At 42.9% G+C, this 24,018-nt stretch carries 11 protein-coding genes; 3 read left to right on the top strand and 8 right to left on the bottom strand.

Annotation, left to right across the window (positions count from 1 at the left end; all coding sequences use genetic code 11):
- Positions 1-708: 708 nt before the first annotated feature.
- Genes ACFO6W_RS11680 through ACFO6W_RS11670 form a run of 3 tightly spaced genes read left to right on the top strand, consistent with a single transcriptional unit; the run spans position 709 to position 6,453 of the window.
- Entirely contained in the window at positions 709-3,921 is a 3,213-nt protein-coding gene (locus ACFO6W_RS11680) for a SusC/RagA family TonB-linked outer membrane protein (protein ID WP_379996588.1), read from the top strand.
- A 6-nt stretch (positions 3,922-3,927) separates the two neighbouring features.
- A complete protein-coding gene (locus ACFO6W_RS11675; RefSeq protein WP_379996586.1) occupies positions 3,928-5,757 on the top strand; it encodes a RagB/SusD family nutrient uptake outer membrane protein in 1,830 nt (609 codons plus the stop codon).
- Between the two features lie 18 nt (positions 5,758-5,775).
- The gene (locus tag ACFO6W_RS11670) at positions 5,776-6,453 is read left to right on the top strand and encodes a DUF3823 domain-containing protein (RefSeq protein ID WP_379996584.1); all 678 of its coding nucleotides are present in this window, start codon (positions 5,776-5,778) and stop codon (positions 6,451-6,453) included.
- 128 nt (positions 6,454-6,581) lie between these two features.
- On the opposite strand, the gene ACFO6W_RS11665 is transcribed toward ACFO6W_RS11670, so the two are convergent.
- The 8 genes from ACFO6W_RS11665 to ACFO6W_RS11630 all read right to left on the bottom strand — a co-directional run bounded on the left by ACFO6W_RS11665 (position 6,582) and on the right by ACFO6W_RS11630 (position 23,830).
- Positions 6,582-8,180 carry an ATP-binding cassette domain-containing protein gene (locus tag ACFO6W_RS11665; protein WP_379996582.1) on the bottom strand — a complete coding sequence of 533 codons (1,599 nt, stop codon included), beginning with the start codon at positions 8,178-8,180 and terminating at the stop codon, positions 6,582-6,584.
- Positions 8,173-9,819, bottom strand: a complete 1,647-nt coding sequence (locus tag ACFO6W_RS11660; RefSeq protein WP_379996580.1) for an ATP-binding cassette domain-containing protein — start codon at positions 9,817-9,819, stop codon at positions 8,173-8,175. The genes ACFO6W_RS11665 and ACFO6W_RS11660 overlap by 8 nt, the downstream gene beginning before the upstream one ends.
- A gap of 1,327 nt (positions 9,820-11,146) precedes the next feature.
- Positions 11,147-13,348 (bottom strand): glycoside hydrolase family 97 protein, encoded by a 2,202-nt coding sequence (locus tag ACFO6W_RS11655; protein ID WP_379996578.1) that lies wholly within the window; start codon positions 13,346-13,348, stop codon positions 11,147-11,149.
- Positions 13,349-13,355: 7 nt separating this feature from the next.
- Complete coding sequence (locus tag ACFO6W_RS11650) at positions 13,356-15,839, bottom strand: glycoside hydrolase family 31 protein (RefSeq protein ID WP_379996576.1); 2,484 nt, start codon at positions 15,837-15,839, stop codon at positions 13,356-13,358.
- Positions 15,840-15,860: 21 nt separating this feature from the next.
- Positions 15,861-17,618 (bottom strand): endo-dextranase, encoded by a 1,758-nt coding sequence (locus tag ACFO6W_RS11645; protein ID WP_379996574.1) that lies wholly within the window; start codon positions 17,616-17,618, stop codon positions 15,861-15,863.
- 215 nt (positions 17,619-17,833) lie between these two features.
- Positions 17,834-19,270 (bottom strand): SusE domain-containing protein, encoded by a 1,437-nt coding sequence (locus ACFO6W_RS11640; RefSeq protein WP_379996572.1) that lies wholly within the window; start codon positions 19,268-19,270, stop codon positions 17,834-17,836.
- 20 nt (positions 19,271-19,290) lie between these two features.
- Positions 19,291-20,778: a RagB/SusD family nutrient uptake outer membrane protein gene (locus ACFO6W_RS11635; RefSeq protein ID WP_379996570.1), complete on the bottom strand. Its 1,488-nt coding sequence runs from the start codon at positions 20,776-20,778 to the stop codon at positions 19,291-19,293.
- 19 nt (positions 20,779-20,797) lie between these two features.
- On the bottom strand, positions 20,798-23,830 hold the full coding sequence (locus ACFO6W_RS11630) for a SusC/RagA family TonB-linked outer membrane protein (protein WP_379996568.1): 3,033 nt from the start codon (positions 23,828-23,830) through the stop codon (positions 20,798-20,800).
- Positions 23,831-24,018: the final 188 nt, after the last annotated feature.

Below are 24,018 nucleotides of genomic sequence, written 5' to 3'. Positions count from 1 at the left end.
TAGATAAAAAAAGAATAAAAAACAACAGGACGGATATTTTAGATAATATTCACCTGTTACTTTTTAAATATAAAAGCCTTATTCCGGCGAACATCCTGTTCCCGGAATAAGGCTTTTTGCGTTGAAAACAATTAATAATTACCAGAAAACCTATTCCTGAAAGAATTTAATACTGAAAATAACCGAATCATGCTGATGTCCGAGCCATTTTCTATTCTTAGCCTTTTAAGTAATAATTATTAACATCTTAATTTATGAAAGACATTGTAAAGCTTCTTACAAAAAGGGTTACGATCTTTTGCCTGATACTTAGTTCTACTTCCATGCTGACACTAATAACAAAAGATACAGATAAAATAAGTACATAATCAGGAATGAATCAAAATCTTGTTAATCCGGAAAATAAAAAATAACAGGATAGTACCGGTATCTGCATTCTCCGGATTCCTGCTCTCAATAATACTATTTATACTTCCTAAAAATAGATAAACATGAAAAAGAACGTATTGACAGGTCCTCCTCCTGAATATAGACAGGGTTAGTTACTAACAGCCCTTGGAATGCGACGGGTGTATCCTCTGCAGCCCTTGTCCGGGCAATCTGCAAGTGTAATGATAAAAGACAAAAAAATATTCTATGAGAAAGCCATTCGTATATGGAAAAAGACAAAAAATAGCCAAGTATATTAATTCTTTAATTTAATTAATTATGAGTAAAAAAAAGCATGCATTAAATTGGAAGAGCAGAAAATGGAAAATCGGGCTGTGCCTGGTATCATTTGCGATGCTCTCTTCTGTTATGGGTACTAATAATACCTATGCGAAAAGTTCAGAAGCCCTATTGCAAACTAACGTTTTCCAGCAGGAAAAGAAAAGTGTAACGGGGATTGTAGTTGATGCTACAGGAGAACCTGTTATCGGTGCAACTATCAAAGAAAAAGGCACGCAAAACGGAACAATAACCGGAGTAAACGGTGATTTTACATTAGAGGTAAATACAAATGCGGTTCTGGAAATATCTTATCTTGGGTTTGTAACACAATCTGTAAGTGTAGCCAATACAAACAATATAAAGGTGGAGATGAAGGAGGACACGCAGTCTCTGGATGAAATTATAGTAACCGGTTTCGGTTTGTCCCAGAAGAAAGCGACTCTTACCGGAGCTATCTCGACTATCGGTTCCAAAGACATCGAAAGGTCGTCTGCCAGCACGGTTTCGGGAGCCTTGGTCGGAAAAATCCCGGGATTGAATACCCGCCAGACAGACGGACGTCCCGGAGGAAGCACTCAAATCAGCATCCGTAACATGGGTAATCCGCTGTATGTAATCGATGGTATCCAGTCCGACGGAGGGCAGTTTAACAACATCAACTTCAACGATATCGAGAGCATTTCGGTATTGAAAGATGCTTCCGCCTCTATTTACGGGGTGCGGGCAGCCAACGGGGTTGTCGTGGTAACAACCAAAAGAGGTAGAAGAAATACGAAGAATACCGTATCCGTTAACGGATATTACGGATGGCAAAGCAACTTTAAGTTTGCAGAACCTGCTGACGCAAAAACATATGTAACCAAGTATGTACAATCAGAAACCATGCTCATCTCGCAGGGCCGCATGAGAGAAGACCAACGCAGATATACCCGCGAAGAGTATGGCAAATGGATGGCAGGCACGGAGCCTGGATACCAGAGCTTCAACTGGCAGGATTATATCTGGGGTTCTGCACCGCAATCGTATGTGGATATGAATGTGAGCGGAGGGTCGGAAAAGTCAAATTATTATGTATCTGTCGGCCATCTGAACCAGGATGCGACTGTCCGCAACTATGGCGGATTTAAACGTACCAACGCCCAGATGAATCTGGATGTTCAGGTAACTGACAAGCTCAAAATAGGTGCAGGTTTTAACGGGCGTCTCGAGTCACGTGTCAATCCGGGTGTACCGGGAGGAGACGACTATTGGTTACCGCGTTTCGCCGTATTGAGAAACATACCGACAGTAGGTCCTTATGCTAACGGCAACCCTAATTATCCGCAGGTTACATCGGATGACAAGCAGGTGAATTTTGCTATTCTGAGTTACGACAAATCGGGTAAAATGACTGAGGACTGGCGTGTTATGCAGGTAAATGCCAATGCCGAGTACGAAATAATCAAGGGATTGAAAGCTAAGGCTTTGGTGAGCTACTATTACGCCAATAAATTGTTCAATAACCACGAATATACATACGACCTATTCAGGTATGACAAGCAAACCGACGAATATCTGGTGGACTATACCATGAATACGCCATACCGTGAACGTGTACATGAAGAAGTAACGGAAATGACGTCGAATGTCCAGTTGGCATACGAGAAAAAATTCGGACAACATTCATTGGATGCTGTTGCCGGATTGGAAACTATCAAGCGTAAAAATCCTCACACAAGGGTGGTGTCTACTCCTATTGCCAATAATATGGAAAATATTTACCTGAATGAGATAAAAGAGTTTACCGAATCGCTGGATCAGCCTCAGGCCCGGATGGGATGGGTTGGTAGAGTCAACTACAACTTCGCGGAAAAATATCTTGTGGAACTTTCCGGCCGTTACGATGGTTCATGGAAGTTTCCGCCTAACGACCGTTGGGGATTCTTCCCTTCAGCCTCTGTAGGTTGGAGAATCTCGGAAGAAGACTTCTGGAAAGAAAGCAAAATCTCCGGATTTTTCGATTATCTGAAAATTCGCGGTTCATATGGTCTGGTTGGTAATGATGATACCCCTAATTACAGTGCATTCGACTATATGTCAGGTTATAATTTTGACAGAGGAGGCGCTGTTCTCGACGGCCAGTATATTAAAGGCTCGGAAGCCCGCGGACTCCCTGTAAAAACCTTATCATGGCTGGAAGCGAAGATACTGGACGTCGGTTTTGATGCCGGATTCCTTAACAACCGGTTAAGAGCAGAGGTAAGCTACTTTAGCCGCATACAAACAGGCATTCCGGAACGTAGGTGGGATGTTGTAATTCCTTCCGAAGCAGGATTCGATGTACCGTACGAAAATCTGAACTCTAATGCACACAAAGGTGTAGACGGTATGATAAGCTGGCGCGACAATGTGAACGATTTCGCCTATAATGTCGGAGTTAATGCTACATACGCTCGCTTTTATGACTGGGAACGCTACGACGACCGCAGAGGAAACTCATGGGATAAATACCGGAACAGTATCGTAAAACGTTACGGATATCTGAACTGGGGATTAGAAGCCATCGGGCAGTTCCAAAGTTGGGAAGAAATAGCAGGTTATCCTATCGATAACGACCGCCAGGGAAACAGAACCGTTATGCCCGGTGATGTAAAATATAAGGACATGAATGGAGACGGAGTAATCAATGGTATGGACGAACGTCCGATAGGTTATCGCCAGGATGCAACTCCTGTATTCAACTATGGTATCAATCTGGGAGCAGCCTGGAAAGGCTTTGACTTTGCCGTCGACTTTTCCGGATCGTTATTCTCTACTTATTTTCAACAATGGGAGCAGGCGCGGGCTTTCCAGAACAACGGTAACAGCCCTCAATTCTTATTAGAAGACAGCTGGAGTTTATCTGATATATGGGATGCGAAAAGTCCGCTTATTCCCGGAAAATATCCGATGGCACTCAAAGACCGTAACGGAGATAATACCTATTGGGGAAGTACATTCTGGAAGAAAAATGTCAAGTATTTGAAATTAAGAAATCTGGAATTCGGATACACATTCCCTAAAAGTCTTGTCTCGAAAGTAAACATCAGCAGTCTGCGTTTATATGTAGCAGGAAGCAATTTGTTTGCCCTGAGCAATGTACAAGGTATTGATCCCGAGCAACAGGATGACAACGGTTTGGGATACCCTACCATGCGCGTAATTAATATAGGTGTAAATCTTAAGTTTTAAGAAATCATGAAGAAATATATAATACTGATAGCAACACTACTGTTTGTATCACTGACAGGCTGCTCTGGGTTCCTGGATGAGGAGCCGGACAAAATTTTAAATAATGACCAGGTTTTCAGCGATCCCAAGCTTATAAAAACCACACTGGCCAACTTCTATGGACGCGTTACATGGGGGCAGAATACCGGCGGAGCAGTAAATGATTTTTCGTTTCTGGACGAAGCCGTCCGCCACAACAGGGACGAGATTAATTCTTTTGACCGCAATTGGTGGAGGGTATATGACTATACACTAATTCGGAATATCAACCAGTTTCTGGAAGGTATTAAAGCAACCGCGGTCTTAAGCGAAGATGAAAAGAAACCATTGATCGCCGAAGCCCGTTTCCTCCGCGCATGGTGTTATTTCTGTACAGCCCGCAGTTTGGGTGGAATGCCTATTGTAGGAGATCAAGTGTTCGATTATACTCCCGGCATGGATATTACAACGATGCAGTTGCCTCGCTCTTCGGAAGCCGGGATATATGATTACATCATTCAGGAATGTAACGAAATAGCCGGTGCATTGCCTGTAACCACCAATGTGAACTCGGCCCGTGCCAATAAATGGACAGCTAAAATGCTTGAAGCCCGTGCCGCTTTATATGCAGGTTCTTTGGCAAAATATAATGTAACTCATCCCAATCTGACAGTCGAGGGTGGTATTGTAGGTATCGATGCCGGTAAAGCTTCTGCATATTACCAGAAAGCGTTTGCTGCTGCCGACGATGTGGTGAAAAACAGTCCGTATGTATTGCAGGCAAGAAAGAACGACAACAAAGCGCGGAATTTCTTCGAAGCAGTCAGTGTGAAATCAAACAATACCGAGGTAATATGGTCACGCGACTATCTGGTACCTAACAGTAAACATTATTATACTAAGGACTGTATTCCACGCTCTATTGCCGGTGAAGCCACATCATGCTATTTGTCCGTATTATTAAATCTGGTTGAAGAATTTGAACCTGTTGATACGGCAACTCCCGGACAAGGTGCGAAGTTCAATATCGGAACTATTGCAAGCCCCGTATTTTATAATACGCCTACCGAACTTTTCGAAGCCAGAGATCCCCGTCTGGGAGGTACTGTCTTATATCCGGGTTCTTTCTTCGGCGGAGCGGAGATCGTTTTACAAGCCGGACAGTTGGTAAAAGACGGAAGCAGTTGGAGAAAGGTTGCGGCGTCCTTCGACAATATGGGAGATAAAGATGCAAATGGGAAACTGGTAACTTCTGTCAACGGACCTATAATGTCTAACGATATAAACGTAAATAAGACCGGATTTACCATCCTTAAGTTTCTTGATGAAAATCCATCAGCATCAACTTTCACCGGTTCTGACACATGGAGTACATACTTCCGTATGGCTGAAGCCTATCTGATTGCCGCCGAAGCACTGGTAGAGACCAATAAGGCTGATGATGCCCTGCCATACATCAATAAGGTACGCGAACGTGCTGGTGTAAAACCATTAGCTACTGTAACATTCGACAACATCGTTCACGAAAGGCGCGTAGAATTCGCATTCGAAGATCAACGCTACTGGGACATGAAGCGCTGGCGTCTGGCTGATAAGTTATGGAACAGGCAGGCCGAAACAGCTAAGCGCAGAGGGTTATATCCTTACCTGGTAGTAGCTCCCGGCGATCCTAACAATGGAAAGTGGTTCTTCGAAGAAGTCAATATGAACTTTCTATACCCGAACAATATGCACTTTGAAGATCGGAACTACTATGCAGATATAGATCAAGGTTGGATAAATAAAAATCCGAAATTGAAGAAGAATCCTTATCAATAATTAAATAATATGATTAAAATGAAGATATCATTTTCAATAATTTTACAGGCAGTGCTGTTCTTCTTTTTACTTACTTCTTGCGGAACAGACAACTACGATGCCCCTGAATCTCTATTAGCCGGCAAAGTCGTTTACAAAGGCGAACCAATACAGGTGCGGGGCACGAATGAAAGGGTACGTTTGCAGCTATATCAGGGTGGATACCAGAATTATACACCTATTGAAGTATTCGTAACCCAGGACGGCTCTTTCTCCGCCAGATTGTTTGACGGAGAATACAAGATGGTGACCCGTGATAACAATGGCCCTTGGGTCAATTCACGCGATACCACATACATTACTGTCAAGGGTAATACTGTGCAAAATATGGAGGTAACCCCTTATTTCACAATAACCAATGCCGATATGAAACTATCAGGCAAAAAGGTGACTGCTACTTTCACTGTCAACCAAATTGTGACGAACCGCCAGATAGAGCGTATTTTACTATTGGTGAACAGGACTCAGTTTGTAGACGATGATATCAGGATAGACCGCATCGATTACACTGGTGCTGACGCTAAAACAGGCTCTCTTTCCTATTCATTCGATATAAACGATGAGGCAAATAATGCTGCTACTCTTTTTGGCCGCATTTGCGTTTGGACTGCCGGTGCCGATCAGGGAATATATTCTCCTGTATTTCATCTGAAATAATTTATATTGTAGCCGGAAAGGTATTCAAATGCCTTTCCGGCTCCTCTTTTATTATGTATGAACCGGGAAGCCGCAAGATTTCGTGCTTTTTCCCTCCGGAGCTTTTTTACTCCCTGTAAATTTGAGCCCTAAAGCCTTATCACTTTATCGGCTACATATTCAAAATCTTTCAGGTGCGTAGCCATCAGAATGGAAATATTGGGATGTCGGTGTCTGATATTCCGGAAAATGGCAATCGCGTTCTCGGAGCTTATACCGGCCGTGGGTTCATCTACGACCAACAGTTGCGGTTTTTTGAGCAAAGCCTGTGCCAGCAGCAATTTTTTTCGTTGTCCGCCGCTCAATATCTCGCCGTTTTCACCCAGCCAGCTAGCCAGTCCATCGGGAAGCGACAAACGCCAACTTTCCAGATCGACGGTTTCCAATACCTGTTCAATCGCTTCATCGGGGTAACCCTCAAAATTTTCACGCAGTGTTCCGGTAAGTAAATAAGCTTTCTGGGTAACATAAATGCATTCGGGAACAGGCAGGCGCGGCAATTCCGTATCATCGTTCCACGTTAGTGAGCCGCTCAGGCGATATTCGGGGTGAAAAAGACTGTTGAGGAGTGTGGTTTTTCCTTTCCCTGTTTCACCGAAGATCGCAATCCATTCACCTTTTCTTATCTCTAACGACACTTCGCTGGTACGCACGGATGTTTCAGGTATTTTTGCACTGAAATTCTTTAAGTTCAGACTTTCCATGCCGGAATGAATTTCCACCGTTTCCACAGGCTGTTCTCCTTGTTTGATAATTGTGTCCACATCTTTGATCTGGCGTGCAACCGCACTTTTTTCAGATTTTCCCGAAAAAAGCATTTCTGCCAATTCGGCCTGCGCCATGATACCGAAGAAAATTCCGATAGCTACCGGTGCATCTATATCGTAATTGTGTGAATCCCAGAGTAAGGATGCGGCAATGTAACTAAATCCCAGTCCGGCAATCAGTTGCAGCCAGAACGAATTGATTTGCAGTTTCTCTTCCAACTGTTCGAGTTGTAACAATCTATGTTCGTATTGTGCGATAGCCTTCCCTTCCATCCCGTATTTCGAGATTTCTATCCGGCCCCTGAAGCTCTCAATGAGAGCCTGATTGTTACCCTCGCGATGCACTTTCAGTTCCCCGTAAAGTTTTCTGTTTTTCCTGAAAATTAATTGAGGGACAATAAATAGAAGAATAGCGGATGAAACCAGAAATTCTATGGCTATGGTATGTGAGAATACGGCAAGGAAGAAAAAGTAGATGCTGAGTGAGAGTATGAGCGCGGTAAACGGCAGTATCCACAGAAGAATATGGTTCAGTATCTGGTCTATACCGTGTGTGCTGTTTTCGAGCAGCGCCGAATTGTTGTTGACCTGTTTCCTGAAATAGGGAAATTTGGCTACCGACTGGAATATTTTCAATTGCAGGCTTTGCTGGGCGTCTAGTGTGGTTTTGTGGTTTTCTAACCGCTCGAAATACCTCATAGCCGTCCGGAACAGTGCCGATAAACGGATAATAGCTGACGGAACCAGATATGAGAATGTAGTGTTTGCAGTAATGAATACTACGCTACAAATAGCCAGAAACCATCCGGAGATAGCAGGAAGGGCTATGAATGCCACCGTCCAGAGGAGCAACAGGAAAAAGCCCCGCAACCATTTTCCCGCTAAGGGCTGTAATATATATTTTACTATAAATTTATTCATAATTCATTTGTTCTCCCCAGTTTAAATTCACGATTGTATCAGCGACAGCATCGAACATTTTCTCATGTGATGCTACAATGAGCAGCTGATTTTCTGACAACTTTACAATTTGCGAAAGAATAACTTCTGCCGTATCGGCGTCCAGATTTGCCGTAGGCTCATCCAGAATGGCTATTGGCTTAGGATGCAGCATCATGCGTGCAAGCGTAACCAACTGTTTTTCCCCGCCTGATAGCTGTTTACCGTTGTGGCTTAACGCGGTTTGCCAACCATCTTCTTTCTTGGCAAGAATTTTGTCTAAAAATTCAGGATAACGGTTATTTCCACCCGCTTCCTTATCGAGGAAAACATTGTATTGCAACGTTCCGTCGAAGATGAAAGGAAACTGATTCATATACGACGAGTTCACTTTCAACCATTGTTTCGACCATGCATTGTCTTTCCCGTTTACCGAAACTGTACCGTCTTGTGCAGGCAGGCTTCCGGCACATATTTTCAGTAGTGTAGATTTCCCCGAACCCGAAATACCTTTCACCAGTACCAGCCCTTTCGCAGGTAATTTCAGATGGATGTTATGCAGAACTTTTACCGGAGAATCGGGATAAGCAAAGTTCAGGTCATTGATCTCAAAAGAGCCAAACTCTTCCTTCACATCAGCCGGAGGCATATCTGTATCTTCGTTCAGTAGGGGTATCAGCAATTTTGCCGATGCCAGAGCTTTGTTCCGGTCGTGATAGGCGCTCACGAATTTTCGCAGGTAAAAGAAGAAATATGGCGAAATAGTGAGCAAAAATAATGCGGTACGAAAATCGTAACCTTTTCCGTAATTGGGTCCTGTCATAATACCAAGTAGGCTCATCCCCAAATAGATAGCAATGATAGCGATACAGATTGTAACAAAAAACTCCAGTACTGCCGATGACAGAATGGCTACGCGCATCACATTGGTAGTCGCTTTGTTCAACTCCTTGCTTTTCCCTGACAGGAAACGGTATTGCGGTTTGAAGTTGTCTAAATTGACAATTTCGGCGATAGTCTGGAGACGGTTGTAAAAAACTGCTGAATATTTCAGGAAAAGATTGATGTGTTTTTTATGAAGAGCTTCCGCACCCACGCCGATAACGATCATTTGCAGTGGGATGACCACTAATGAAACCAAAAGCACGATACCAACCCACTTTTCCATCCAGAAACTGACTGCCAGAAGCATCCCGCTCACCAGAAGCGACGCCATCGCGTAAGGGATGAAAAAAGCGTAAAAGGGTTTTAGGTCTTCGCTTATCCGGGTAACGAATAAGGTACTCGATACGGAGTCGGATTGATTATTGTTAAGCAATATCGGATAAAGTTTTTTCCTGACCCTGGAAACGATGATATTTCCGGCCTTATAATTAAACAACGATGCGAAATGGGCAAAAATATATCTGCCTGTGAGAAATACCAGCGCCAACAGCAGGGTGTTAGGCCGAAGCTGTCCGTCGTTCAGCCACAAAGCGGCGAATTCCGACAGGTACCAGCAAAAAACAACAAAACATCCCGCGCTTAAAACCGTAAATAACGAAGCTGAAATATATGCCCCTTTCGCCTCGGCTATTTTTTTACCCAGCCAGCGGGAGGCATTTTCCTGATTTGAGATCATTGATTGTCTATGATTTTGATTTCCATTACATGAAAATGTGTGGATATTAAATGAACTAAGTGGTTTTACTCTATTGATAACAAAGATAATTATTTATTTAAAATAATCATTGCCGTAACAGGGGAAACGCGTCAGAAATTGGCTGTTATAATTATTAGTTAAATTAACTTTTATTAATTTCTTAATGTTAAAAACTGACATATCTGACACTTTTTTTTCTGTCTTTATCTCGCGATTTTTGTATTTGTTAACTATATATAATTAAAAGGTAACTTTTCAGTTATCAGTAAACAGTTATCAGTTAACAATGCCTTTCTCGTAACTACCCGAAAGGCGAAGTAACTTGTAACTATTAAAAGGTAACAAAGGTAACACGGAAAACAATTAAGAATTAAGAATGAAAAATTAAGAACCAACGGTCAGCGGAGCTAATTCTTTTCCTTGCAGATTCTTATATCCTCTTTGTCATGTTGAACGAAGTGAAACATCTCCTAAATCGAAGGAGATCCTTCGTTTCACTCAGGATGACAGCAGAAAATAACGCCCGCTTCGCTCTGCCGAACGTTGTTTCTGAATGCAATGAAGAATCCCGACCCTCCAAAAACGAGATGTTTGCCTCGCCTTCGCTTCGGCGATTTGCAATTCACTCCGTTCAACATGACAACCAACGGTCACAGGAGCGTAGTGTATGTAAACAGAAAGCAAAAATTACTTTTGACACACTCTCTCCCAAAAGGTAACAAAGGTAACAGATATATCAGTTAACAGTAAACAGCCATCAGTAAACAGTATCGTGGTCTGTCATGCTGAGGGAAACGAAGCATCCCGTCAGAGAGTAGTTAACAACCTTTCTCTCGTATCTTTCTCCAAAAAGGTAACAAAGGTAACAGTATTTACAGTCATCAGTCAACAACTCGTAAGATGTAGAACTTTGCGCCTTTGCGTCTTTGCGTGAAACAAAACAAAACGCCAGCCAACTTGTAACTCGTAACTGCCCGAAGGGTGAAGTAACTCGTAACTGCTTTAATCAATATTTCAAAGAACTAATATCTACATATATAGATAAACTTTTTCAAAAATATTTAATTTCGCGTGTTTGCCTTATTGATGCAAATATGTAATCAATTTAGCAATCGTGTAAATGCCCTTGTACTAAAAGGCAATGCGGGTATATAAGGCATAGAAGAGGCCGGGATACTCCAGTGAAGGAGATGGCAGACGGTGTCTCAGATCCGGGAGTTAAATACAGGGCTTTACAAAGCAATAAATCCCTAAGCCGAAAGACTTGGGGATCTATAAATTCAGGTTTAATTGTTAACCGGATCTGTTAGAGCTTCTTTAATCCGCTCAACTGTTTTTTATCTGTTACAGGAACAATACTTATCGCGTAACCTCCTCCCGGCGCGGAGTATTGTTTCAGCCGGGATTTATTTGTAATGATAGCTCTTCTTATCTCATAAGCCTGGGGATTGGTTTTGTAATGGGCGTCCTTTGCATCAGAATAAATAGTTGCGACATACTGTTTTCCTTCATCGAGAAAATCAAAAACGATGTTAGAAGAAAATCCATTTTCCCCTGCCACGTTTCCTACAAACCAATTGCCTGTTCCTTTGGCTTTACGGGCGACTGTTACATACTCTCCCGGTTCTGCTTCGAGGTACCTGCTGTCGTCCCAGTCCAGTGCCACATCCTTTATGAACCGGAAGGCGTCGGTAAAACGTCCGTAGTGTTCCGGAAAGTCGGCCGCCATCTGCAAGGGGCTATACATCGTTACATACAGTGCCAGCTGATTGGCCAGAGTACTGTTTACATGTGACTTATTGTTTGGATTGATTTTTTCGATGTCCATTTCGAAGATCCCCGGTGTATAATCCATAGGGCCGCCGATAAGGCGGGTAAAGGGAAGTACTGTCACATGGCTAGGCTTGCTGCCGCCAAAAGCCTGATATTCTGTACCCCGGGCCGACTCGTTGCCTATCAGGTTAGGCCATGTACGGGAAAGTCCTGTAGGCCGGGTCGCTTCATGTGCGTTTACCATGATTTTATGTTCTGCGGCTTTCTCTATAGCATATTGGTAATGATTGTTTAACCATTGGCTGTAGTGATACTCTCCTCGTGGGATTATATTACCTACATAGCCGGACTTCACCGATGTGTACCCGTTTTCGTTCATAAATTTATATGCAGCATCCAGATGGCGTTCATAGTTACGGATTGAAGCTGAAGTTTCATGATGCATCATCATCTTCACGCCCTTGCTTTTGGCATAATCACGTATTCCTTTCAGGTCGAAATCGGGGTAGGGGGTAAGAAAGTCGAAAACATAGTCTTTAGAATTTCCGAACCAGTCTTCCCAGCCTACATTCCAGCCTTCGACCAATACGGCGTCGAACCCATTTTCAGCCGCAAAATCAATATATTTCTTTACATTTTCGGTAGTTGCGCCATGTTTTCCGTGAGGCTTTACCTTCGAATAATCAGTTATCCCCAGCTGTACACCCGGCAGATCGTAGGTATATGACCATTCACTTTTTCCGGTAATCATTTCCCACCATACACCTACGTACTTAACAGGCTTGATCCATGACGTGTCCTTTATTTTACAGGGCTCATTCAGATTGAGGGTGATATTGGAAGCCAAAATATCCCTTGCGTCGTCGCTTACTATGATTGTGCGCCAGGGGGTATTGCACGGAGCCTGCATATGGCCTTTTGTGCCGCCGGCATCCGGAGTTAACCACGATTCGAATACAAAATTCCTGTCATCCAGATTCAGGTGCATACAGGCATAATTTATTAGTGCCGCCTCATGCAGATTAATGTAGATACCGTCATCTGTTTTCATCTGTAATGCAGTCTGTACACCTGTAGGGGAAAAAGGAGTCTGTGACGCGTTAGGAGTAATAGCTCCCTTCATCAATCCCCTTATTTCCGACAGCCGGGATGTTGTAAAATCATATTCCTGCGTGTCGTAATCTCCGGGTATCCAGTACGCTGTGTGGTCTCCGGTCATGGCAAACTGGGTACGTTCTTCCTTGATGACAAAGTAAATCAGGTTCTTTTGTTGCGGAAATTCGTATCTGAAACCTAATCCTTCATTAAATAAACGGAAGCGTACTACCATCTGCCTGTCTGTCCCTTTTTGGTTGAGAGTGACCGCCAGCTCGTTATAATGGTTACGGATGTCTTTGGTTTCACCCCATACGGGCTGCCATGTTTCGTCAAAAGCAGCTGTTTCCGTGCCGGCTAACTCGAAATTATCGTATAATGATGTCTTCGGGTCTTTGTTTTCGGATTTTATATCCATTTCGGCTCCGAATTCTACTTTGGTAGTACTCCCTGTTAATTCAAGCCCTAATTTACTCGGTTTGATAACAGCTTTACCTTTGTAATCAAGTTGATAAGTAGGTATTCCCCCATCCTGTATGGAAAATCTCATAACCAAATTCCCGTCCGGAGACCTTAATTCCTGAGCAAAAGCTATTCCCGCTATTAAGCAAACGCCCAATAGTATAAGTGTTTTCTTCATATTTATCTTATTTGATTGATATATTTACGGATTTTCGTTTATCAGGTATCTTCACCCAGCATTCTTTTGTTACCTCATTCCAGGACCATTCCGGAGACGCGAAATCTTTTTCCAGTTTCTCCAGAATTATTTTTTCATCTACATTACTGGTAACATTACCATCCACAGAAACCGTACCGGGCTTTTTATCCAGATGGTACCTGAGAACAATATTCCTTTTTTCGGATTGTTTAAAGCCTTTGTCCTCAGGCTCGACAGTTGTCGAAAAACTATCGGCAAAAGTAGTACAGGCAAAATTTGTCTTTGAATAAACATCTTTCAGATAGTCGAGATTCTCACCTTCATCTTCGTATAGTTCAAATTTTGCGGTTTCGTCTTCATAATTTGGAAAAATATGGATAAATAAAGGATAATCCTTCTTCTCGTGTATGTATTGCATAACAGGCATCATCGGGATAACAGAGCCTTTTTTTACGAAGATCGGAATTGTATTTAGCGGCGCGCGGTATGCGACAGTCTGGCCACCCAGATAAACAGTCTTTTTATCATTAAAGTCTATCCATTCCCCGTCGGGCAGGTAAACCCGTTTTACCCGTTCTCCTTTTTTCAATACGGGAGCTACCAGCATTTCTTCTCCAAAAATGAACTGGTTATCAATTTTAACGGCTTCCGCATCGTTAGGATATTCCATAAACAGCCCCCTTGTTATCGGCAACCCTGTATCATGCGCCTTGCGGGAATAGGTGTACAAATATGGGAATAGCTGGTACTTCAGTTCTATTGCGGCTTTGCTGTTTTTCTCTACTACATCGCCGAACATCCAGGGTTCTACCGCGTTATCCCCTTCGTGGTGGGCACGGCTTAAAGGACAAAATACACCAAATTGCATCCAACGGGTATATAATTCACCCATGGCATTGTAGTCGGTAATATCTCCGCAATAGCCCGATATATCGGTTGTCCAGAAAGGGATGCCACCTAATCCGGCAGACACCCCTACTGCCACCTGATTTTCGAGCTGGGACCAGCCTTCCAGTACATCGTTGCCGTTCCCGCTATCGTTGGTCCAGCCGAATGTATAGCGTTGAAGGCCCGCATAGGCCGAGCGTGTCATCTGGAAAATGCGACGGTTCGGGTTACGTTTTTCGAATTGCTCTTTTACCATCTTATCCCATGTGAGGCCATATACATTATGTATTTCGCTGTGCATGCCGATGTGATGTTTCATATTCAGGCGGTCTGTATCTTCTTCGTTGCTCCATGCAGGTTCACCCATATCTGTCCAAAAGCCGCTGATGCCATCGTCTATCGGTTTTTGCTGATAAGTGCCCCACCAGTCGGCAACTCCGGGAATAGTGAAATCGACAACACCGCAGTTTCCTCCCCATGGCCAAGGCATATCATACGATTTGCCATTGCGGATATCTTTTACAAAGTAGCCCGATTTATCGGCCTCCTCCCATTGCTTCTTATTCGCCTGCGAAACGACAGGGTCTTGCGAGACAATCATCTTAAAGCCCTGTTCTTTTAATGTTTTCAGCATTCCTTTAGGATCGGTATAGTTTCCCCGACGCCATTCGAAATCCTGCAGATACTGTGTCCAGCCTATATCCTGATAAATAATATCGCAGGGTATCCTGCGCTTGCGGAATTCAGCGGCTACTTCCAGCGCCTGCGCTTCTTTTGTATAAAGACCGCGGGACTGGGCGAAGCCTAATGCCCATTTGGGCGGCATGATCGGTTTACCGGTCAGGTCAATGTATTGTTCCTGTATATCTTTGTAGTCTTTCCCGAAAATGAAATAATAGATGAACGCTCCGTCCGGGGCCTCGAATGAATAATATTCGTCTGATTCGGTACCAAACTTAAACTCGGTCTTATATGTATTGTCGAGGAATATACCATAATGATAACTGCTCATAAAGAAAGGGATACTCTTTGCCAGAGGGTCTTCCGTAACACTGTAGCAGGGCCGGTCACTGTTCCACATCTTGTAAGAGCGTCCGCGACGGTTCAACGGGCCTGTTTTTTCTCCCAAGCCAAAGAATTGTTCATCGTTACGCAATACTTTGAAGGCTTTTACGGCTTTTGCATCAGCCATATGCCCTTTGTCCTTAAAATCGCTGAAAACCAGCTTTTGCCATTTGTCGAATATCTGTAACTGCATCGGGTTCTTATTTACCCTGATACGGAGCTTCGATGTAAAGATCTCATAGCATGACGGTTCGTCATTCACATCTATTTTACCTATATCTTCAAGATTCTCATTTACTACGGCAAATGATTCGTTGTTCCGTATAAATTTCCCCGATTGGTCGAACCAGACTTTTACCACAGAACTGCTGTTTATTGTCAAAGACAGTTTTGAACCGTCTTTGCCATTGAAAATGACCTGATTCCCGTTTTTCGTATAGGAAATACATTCCCCGGCAACCAATGTTACCGAAGAAAGTACTAAACCTGTAATAAATAACCAAACCTTTCTTATCATAACCTTCTAACCTTTTCCTGATTAATATTCCAATACTATCATATCCCAATACTTGAGCGTAGGGATCGTTATTAAGACTTCGTTTCCGGATTGGGAAAATTCCAGATTACTGGCAACTCCGCCATTGATGTCCGGTGAAGCTAGCCATACTTTTGACACTGTTTTAGATGCCCCTATTTTTACCTGTATATCGGTGACTAAAGCCGGCTCTTTTTGAGTCCCGTTTGTATCACGCCATTCCATAGAGCTTGCATTGGTGAAATTAATCAGATGAATTACTTCTCTTTCCGCAAATTTTTTGCCTGATACGGCTACATTACCTTGCGATGCCGGCCAGCTCCCGAAGGAAATTTTTGCGTTGGCGGACTGGATATTGACGGATGAAAAATCACCTCCGTCACGCAACAGATTCTGATAACCGACAAGGAAATCGTAATAATGTGTAAGGGCTCTTTTTGTTTCCGACTTCATCTGCAGATTGGAATTGGGGAAATATTCGTTTGCCAGATAGTGTTCTCCCAGTTCCAGATGAGCCCCGCCAAATGAAAATATTACGGCATTGGCCAACAATATCCCCGGAGTATTGATATAGCCGGTATTGCCTGACCTGGCATAGTTCATATATGCGGCCAGAATTGTAGCCTTTGTATTTTCGCTATAATTGTTATTGTCCAGAATTACCTGTGATAGTTGTTCGAACGTTTTGGATTCATCCCATATTTCGGTATAAAGGAAATCAACATCGGATTTGGCGATGCCTTTCTGCTGTCCGTATTGGGAGACCGCGTTCATAACTAATCGTTTATCAGGATTAGCCTGTTTCATTGCCGATATGAACGGCATATACATCTCGTCAAGTTTTACAATATCTCCATTGTAATCATAAACGGTTCCTCTGTTTCCCAACTGGTCGATATGATAACCATCAAAGTCGAACACCTGGTAAATATCTTTATTCCTGCCCGCCATGTAATTCTGCCACTCCGTATTACCCGGATCTGTCAAGTAAATACTGCTGCGAAAAGGTGCATCGAGGTGATGATTGTCTTTTTCGGAATGATCCTGGTCTTTAAATATATACCATTCTTCTTTTACTCCGTCTGTTGCGGCATTACTTAAGGCCCCGAAAGCAAGATTATAGAACATGGCTTTCATCCCTTTATTATGAGCCGCCTCGATATATCCTTTAACGGTGGATAAATAGCATATTCGCCCGATGAGATCCGGCCAGGAAGCTGAAGGATTTTCAACAGTTCCGGCAAGGGGGCGCTGATGATCATGCATCCAGTCATAAAACTGGATGCCATTCATATGGTAACGGTTGAGCGTTTCTATATTATTTTGTATCTCACTTCCGGAAATTTTGCCGTATGAAGACAAAAATCCATAGCGGGGAAACTTCTTCCAGTCTGACGATACGTCCACAGCGATACTCTGGTATATCTTCTCCTTGCCGTCTATAACTTCATAAATGTCGACCATATATCCTTTGTAATCATCGGATGGGGGAGTCCAGCTCCACGAAGTAGACGATAAGGCATCTTCAGAAATCACTTTTCCCAGGTGCGAGTATCTGATTTTTACATTTCCCGGAGGCTTCTCCTTCAAAGTGAAAAGAATGGATTCGCCCGGTTTATAACAGGCTTTATCCGTATTCAGATCTGCTTTGAAATAAGTTTCACCATATATTACGGGATCATTATTTGTGTCATAATAGTCTTCACAACTATATAGAAAAACCGATAAATAAAATAGAACGAATGCATATGTTTTTTTCATGTCTTAACATCTTAAAGTAGTGAGGGTGTGTCAAAAGTAAAAATACACTATCAAAGTGTTACTCTCTTTGTCATTGGCTCCGCTTCACACTGCCGAACGTTGTTTCTGAATGAAATGAAGAATCCCGGCTCTCCGGAAACAAGATGTTTCACTCTGTTCAACATGACAAAAAGGAACCTAAAAATACTTTTGATACACCCCGACCATAAATTTTATTATTGTTTTTTGATTATAACAGTTTCTTTCAACTGGTTCAGTTCAATTGTATATGTTCCGCCCGCGGATATTCTCCACTTATAGTCTGCACCTGCTCCCGGATAGTTGTAAACTATGTTTTCTACCTCTCCGGTCGGATTCTTATCTGCTTCACCGGCAATGAACCACGCGCCGTTCCAGTCACTCTGTTTATCCAGTGTGAATTTTAATTCTCCGGTATTTAAAGTCCCTGTCCATGTAAATATATACGGATCGGATGAGACCGTCATAGGCGCGGCATTAGCTATATCCCAACCACTGGAAGTTGCGTCTCCTATCATATAAATCATGGCAAAAGGCGTAAAAGGTACAATATCTATTTTCATATCGCGGGTATCGAGCCTTATCTTATAAACACCGCCGGAAATATTCCATTTATAATCGGGATCGCCTGCCCATTTATCCACATCGAGTTTAGTCCCTGCCGACTGCTGGTCTGTTACAGGACGCAGGAATACGGCATCCCAGCTTCCGGCAACTGTCCCTATCTTAAAATCACCGCCGGCGGATAAATCATCATTGTAATGGAATACGAACGGATCGAGCGGGTCAACGGTCATCGGTTTGAATGACCAGCCGCTGGGATTACCGACAAACCACAGTTCGGTAAATTCAGGGCCTTCTCCCCTTGTAATGCTGACAGTCATTGATATCAGGTTTACTTTGATAGTATATGTACCACCTTCTGTAATTACAAATTTATCGTCCTGATCATTATCTGTCTCCCGAAGCACTAGTTTGGTCTCATTTTCACCCTTATTGTACGAAGGCAGGAATTCTCCCAAAGTAGTTATAAACTTGAGTTCCCCGGTAGAGAGTGCACCTGTCCAGGAGAAGGCTTTAGGTGTATTTGTAACGGGTTTCATCTCGGTGGCATCACCGGCATTCCATCCGTTCGGCGCCGCCCCGCCTATTATATACAATGTTTTGGTAATAGGCTTATGGGTTTTAATATTTATAGCCTGTACCGGCGAAATCTGGGATTCAATATTTTCTGAAGCTACTTTTGCTATAACACGATATTGGAATGTGGCTCCGGCAGATGGCGCCATGCCGAATTTTTCGATAAGCAGGTCATTCAGCTCTTCATTTTTATATGATTTTTCGTAAATATTACGGCCTATTTCCAGTGATATTCCATCTTCAAAATCACCGTCCTGCCTGTCCAGTTGGAAAACATAATCTATAGCCAGCCCCGTTCCATTGTTTGTGCCGGATGTCCATGCGAACTTTATGGCTTCTGAAGACGGATTCAAAGCATCCAGTTCTACTGACTCCTTTGACGCGCTGACAACCAATGGCTGGCCGCCTTTATTATATTCAGTATTATCCTCATCGGTACAAGACCAGGCGAGCAATAACATTGTTAATAGTCCTATTATTTTGAATGGTTTCATGATAATCAATGTTTTAAGAATTAATATCCCGGATTTTGTTTTAAGTTTGGATTTGTATCTATCTCTTTCTGAGGAATAGGAAACAACAAATGTTTTTGTGAGGCGTTTATTTTGCCTACAGAATGCAGGAAGTCGAGAGCATACCGTCCATTGTCCCACCGTATCATGTCGAACCAGCGATGCCCTTCAAATGCTAATTCGATGCGGCGTTCATGTCTGATCTTATCCCGCATCTCATCTTGTGTCAGTCCTTCTACATCACTACGGTTAGCCAGCCCTGCTCTCTTTCTTACCTGATAAAGCGGTTCTTCCGCGTCGGAAGTTTGCCCGAGTTCGTTCAGAGCCTCGGCTTTCATCAGTAGCACATCGGCATAGCGCAATACAATAACGCTTGCTGAATTTGTATTGTAATCGGCTGACACCGAAAGAGGCACTAAGAACTTACGGACATTATATCCTGTATTTGACATATTCGATTTATATGTATTTCCGTCGAAAGATAGACAGCCTTCGTAAAGGATCGTTTTATCTTTTCGCAAATCGCCGTCCTCATACTGGTCTGTAAATTCCTGAGTAGGCTGATTCCATCCGTAAGCGCCGCCTACCCATCCCGAGTTTCTGGGACCCATGTATGTACTCAGCCAGCAAGCCTGGTTTTCATCATCCCAGAAACCAGCTTTTGTCAGTCCGTAGTATTGTACTTCGAAGAGAGATTCGGCTGTATTTTTATTTTTAGCCTCGCCTCCGAAACATCCACTATAATCAGGATTCAGTGTATAACCGAGGCTTTCCACTAAATTACACATTTCCAGACTTTCCTTATATTTTCCTAATGTCAGATAAACCTTTGCCAGCATACCCGCCGCCGCGCCTTTAGATGCACGGCCTATGTCGCTTCCCGAATATTCCTCCCGTACAGGCAGGAGTTCGATCGCTTCTTTCAGGTCGGGGATGATTACTTCATTGTAGATGGTCATTTTGTCTGTCCGGGCAGGTTTGAGGTTATCGCCCGGCTTAGGTGTGCTGGTTGCCAATGGCACATCGCCAAACAATTGTACGAGGATGAAATAATAATGTGCCCTTAAGAATTTCGCTTCTCCGATACATCTGTTTCTCAATGTCTGGTCTATATCCAGGGAAGGGATATTCTCCAGTACCGTATTACAATACAGAATCCCGGGATTTGGACCGCGCCATATATCCAGAGCCGCGGCATTATCGGTAGTGGTTACAAAATTGGCCAGGTCGACAGTCTCGATCCCGTCAGTACCGCCTCCGGCTCCTACTTCACTATTGCCGGCAACAATATCCAGTGTCCATATACGCATATTATACAGTTTGGGACGCTGTAGAGGCTGATATGCCCCATTCACGAGGGCAATAGCGGATTCTTTATCGGTCAGAGCTTCCGCACTCGGGTCTTCATAAGGGTCCTTGTCTAAAAAATCTGAACAGGAAACCAGTAAGGACGCTAATATAATAAAGCCTGTATATATTATTTTTTTCATGATTTTTTCTTTTTTGATATTAGAATTTGACATTCACTCCGAAACTGATTGTACGTGTAAGCGGATATGTACTCAGGTCTACACCATTGGCTCCGACTTCGGGATCAAATCCTGAATATTTGGTGAAAGTGTAAAGATTCTGGCACGACATATATAAACGTACTGTTTGCAGATAAGCTTTCTTCGAAATAACTTGCGGCAGTGTGTATCCTAATGTCAGGTTTTTAATTCTTAAATAGGAACCGTCTTCCACAAAACGGTTTGAATGGCGGGCATTTTTATTCGGGTCGCTGTATACAGCCCGGGGAACCGAATTGCTTGTGCCTTCGCCTGTCCACCGGTCGAGGACTTTTGCTGTCTGATTCTGAGGTACGGCCATTCCTTCCTGCCAGATGCGGTTAGCATTGTAAATATCGTTTCCGGCAACCCCTTGCAGGAATATCTGCAAATCGAAATCCTTATAGGCAAAGCTATTGTTCATGGAAAACGACCATTCAGGAGTGGGATTACCTATATATGTGCGGTCGTTATCATTTATTACTCCGTTACTATCTAAGTCCATGAAGCGTATATCGCCCGGAGCTGTTCCTCCCGGAACCTGAATCGATGCGTTATTGACCTCATTCCAGTTCTGAAATAAGCCGTTGGTTACATAGCCGTAAAATGAATTGATCGGATTACCTTCTGCATTTACCAATACTTTCGTCATATTAATATCGTTGCCTGTAAACAAAGGAACACCATCATTCATGCTGATTACCTTATTTTTATTGAAAGAAACATTCAGGTCTGTGTTCCATTCCAGTTCTCCTCTGAGGTTTTGGGACGATACAGTCAGTTCCCATCCCACATTGCGGACATTTCCGGCATTTACGCTTGGCACATCGGGTGGCACATCGTTATAGCCTGTTGTAATAGGTACTGCCATCGGGACAAGCATATCGGTCGTGTTTTTAATATATCCATCGAGCGAAAGATTGACGCGTTGGTTGATTAACGAAAGGTCGATACCGGCATTCCATTGTTTTACGGTTTCCCATTTTACATCCGGATTAGGCATTACACGTGGATAAAGTGTAGAAACCGGAATGCCGTTGAATACATATTGTCCTGTTTTCAGCTTCGTAAAATAGGCATAATTATCTATCCCCCACTGATTCCCTGTAACACCGTATCCTGCCCTGAGTTTAACATCGCTTACCCATTTGTTTTTACTGTAAAAGGACTCTTCCGATATGCGCCATGCCGCTGCCACAGAAGGGAATGTACCCCAGCGATTGTCTTTTGAAAAACGGGATGAACCATCACGGCGGACTGTCAGTGTGAGTAAATATTTGTCTGCATAATTATAGTTTGCCCTGCCCATGAACGATAGTAATGACCAGTCGTTTTTGGTTCCGCCTACAGTCGGCTGATTCAATCCGTTGGATAACTGGTTATTTTTATCACTCAGAAAGCCCTGTATGCTTGCGCTCATTTTGTTATAGACATTGTTCTGGGCGCTTGAACCTATCATAACATTCAAATGATGTTTCTCGTTGAACGTGTCGATATAGGTAAGTGTATTGTCCCACAGATAAGTGAAACTCTTATTCGATTCTTCATACCGGTACGATTCGGGCTGAGGTATCGGTTTCCAGTCATATTTAGGGCTGAAGTTTCCCTGATCCCAGAACTTGAAATCAATACCGCCTAAAGTCTTGAATGTTACTTTGTTCAATATGTTTATTTCAGCGAAAATATTTCCAAGCAGATTATATCCTTTGGTACTCTGGCTATTGACTTTCGCGTTTCCTACCGGATTTTTGATGTCTCCATACCAATAGGCAGGATTGCCGGGGCCGGAGTATGTGCCGTCTTCATTGAAAACCGCCTGTGTAGGCTGGGCTGCCATCGCATCACGAATGCTGTAACTACCCTGTTTTTTATTATCGTGACTTAATGTTGCATTGTTTCCAAACTTAAGCCAGGGCTTAACTTTCGACTCGCCATTGAATTGGATTGTATAGCGTTTGTAGGATGTATCGGTCACAATACCTTCCTGATCCAGGATTCCCGCAGATACATAATAGTTGCTGTTGTCCGTACCTCCGGAATATGATACCGAATAGTTTTGGATCAGGCTTGTCCTGAATAATTCGTCGATCCAGTCTGTACCTTTTCCCAATGCTGTAGGATCGGCAAAGTCTGGCCTTTGCATCAGGCTTTCCGAGCCATTATAGTTTGCTATCATATCATTGTGGAATGATGCAAACCGGCTGGCATTCAGCATGTCGGGTATGCTTGTCGCATCCTGTATCCCCCAGTTGGCGCTAAAAGATACGATGCCATCTCCGGATTTTCCTTTTTTGGTGGTGATAAGGACTACTCCGTTTGCACCTCTCGATCCGTAGATAGCGGTTGCAGAAGCATCCTTCAATACGTCTACGGTTTGTACATCGTCCATATTGAGCGCATTTAGAGAAAGGTCGGTAGGTACTCCGTCGATTACCAATAATGGTTCACTGTTATTAATGGTACTGATTCCCCTTATACGGATAGATACATTACTACCCGGCGCACCGGAATTTATGATCTGCACACCGGAAGCTCTTCCTTGGAGAGCTTCTCCGATATTGGCGACAGGTTTGTCCTGCATCGTCTTTGAATCGATTGAGGAAACAGCCCCCGTCAGATCCTTTTTTCTCATTACCCCATATCCTACAACTACGACCTCATCCAGCATTTCTGCATTTTCTTTCAGAATGATTTGCAGGTCGGATTTGCCGGCAACCGGAATTTCCTGTGATAAAAAGCCTATATAGGATATTGTTAGAATGTCACTTTCATTTACATCTATAGAGAATTTACCGTCTATGTCCGTTATTGTTCCATTGGTAGTGCCTTTTACCGAAACAGATGCGCCGATGATACTTTCTCTTTTTTCATCAAAAACAGTTCCCGTAATATTTTTCCTGTTCTGTGCCGATAAATTAAGAGCGAAGATCAAAGAGAGCATAAACAGGGCTATCCTGTTGAAATAGGCCCATTTCCTTTTTTGATTTTTTTTCATGGTCTATACAATTAATGATATTAGTTTTTCTTATTTGATTTATGGTTAATATTATCTTTTAGGTAACAAAACTTAAAAGAGTATAACCTCTCAAATACAAAAATATGAGGAGTAAATGCTAGAAGAAAATTTGCATTGATAAAATATAGAAGACAAAAAGATACAATCAGTTGTATTATAGTTTATTA

This window comes from Dysgonomonas termitidis (genome assembly GCF_042654545.1).
In the GTDB taxonomy this organism is placed as follows: domain Bacteria; phylum Bacteroidota; class Bacteroidia; order Bacteroidales; family Dysgonomonadaceae; genus Dysgonomonas; species Dysgonomonas termitidis.
This window is presented reverse-complemented; position numbering and strand designations above follow the sequence as displayed.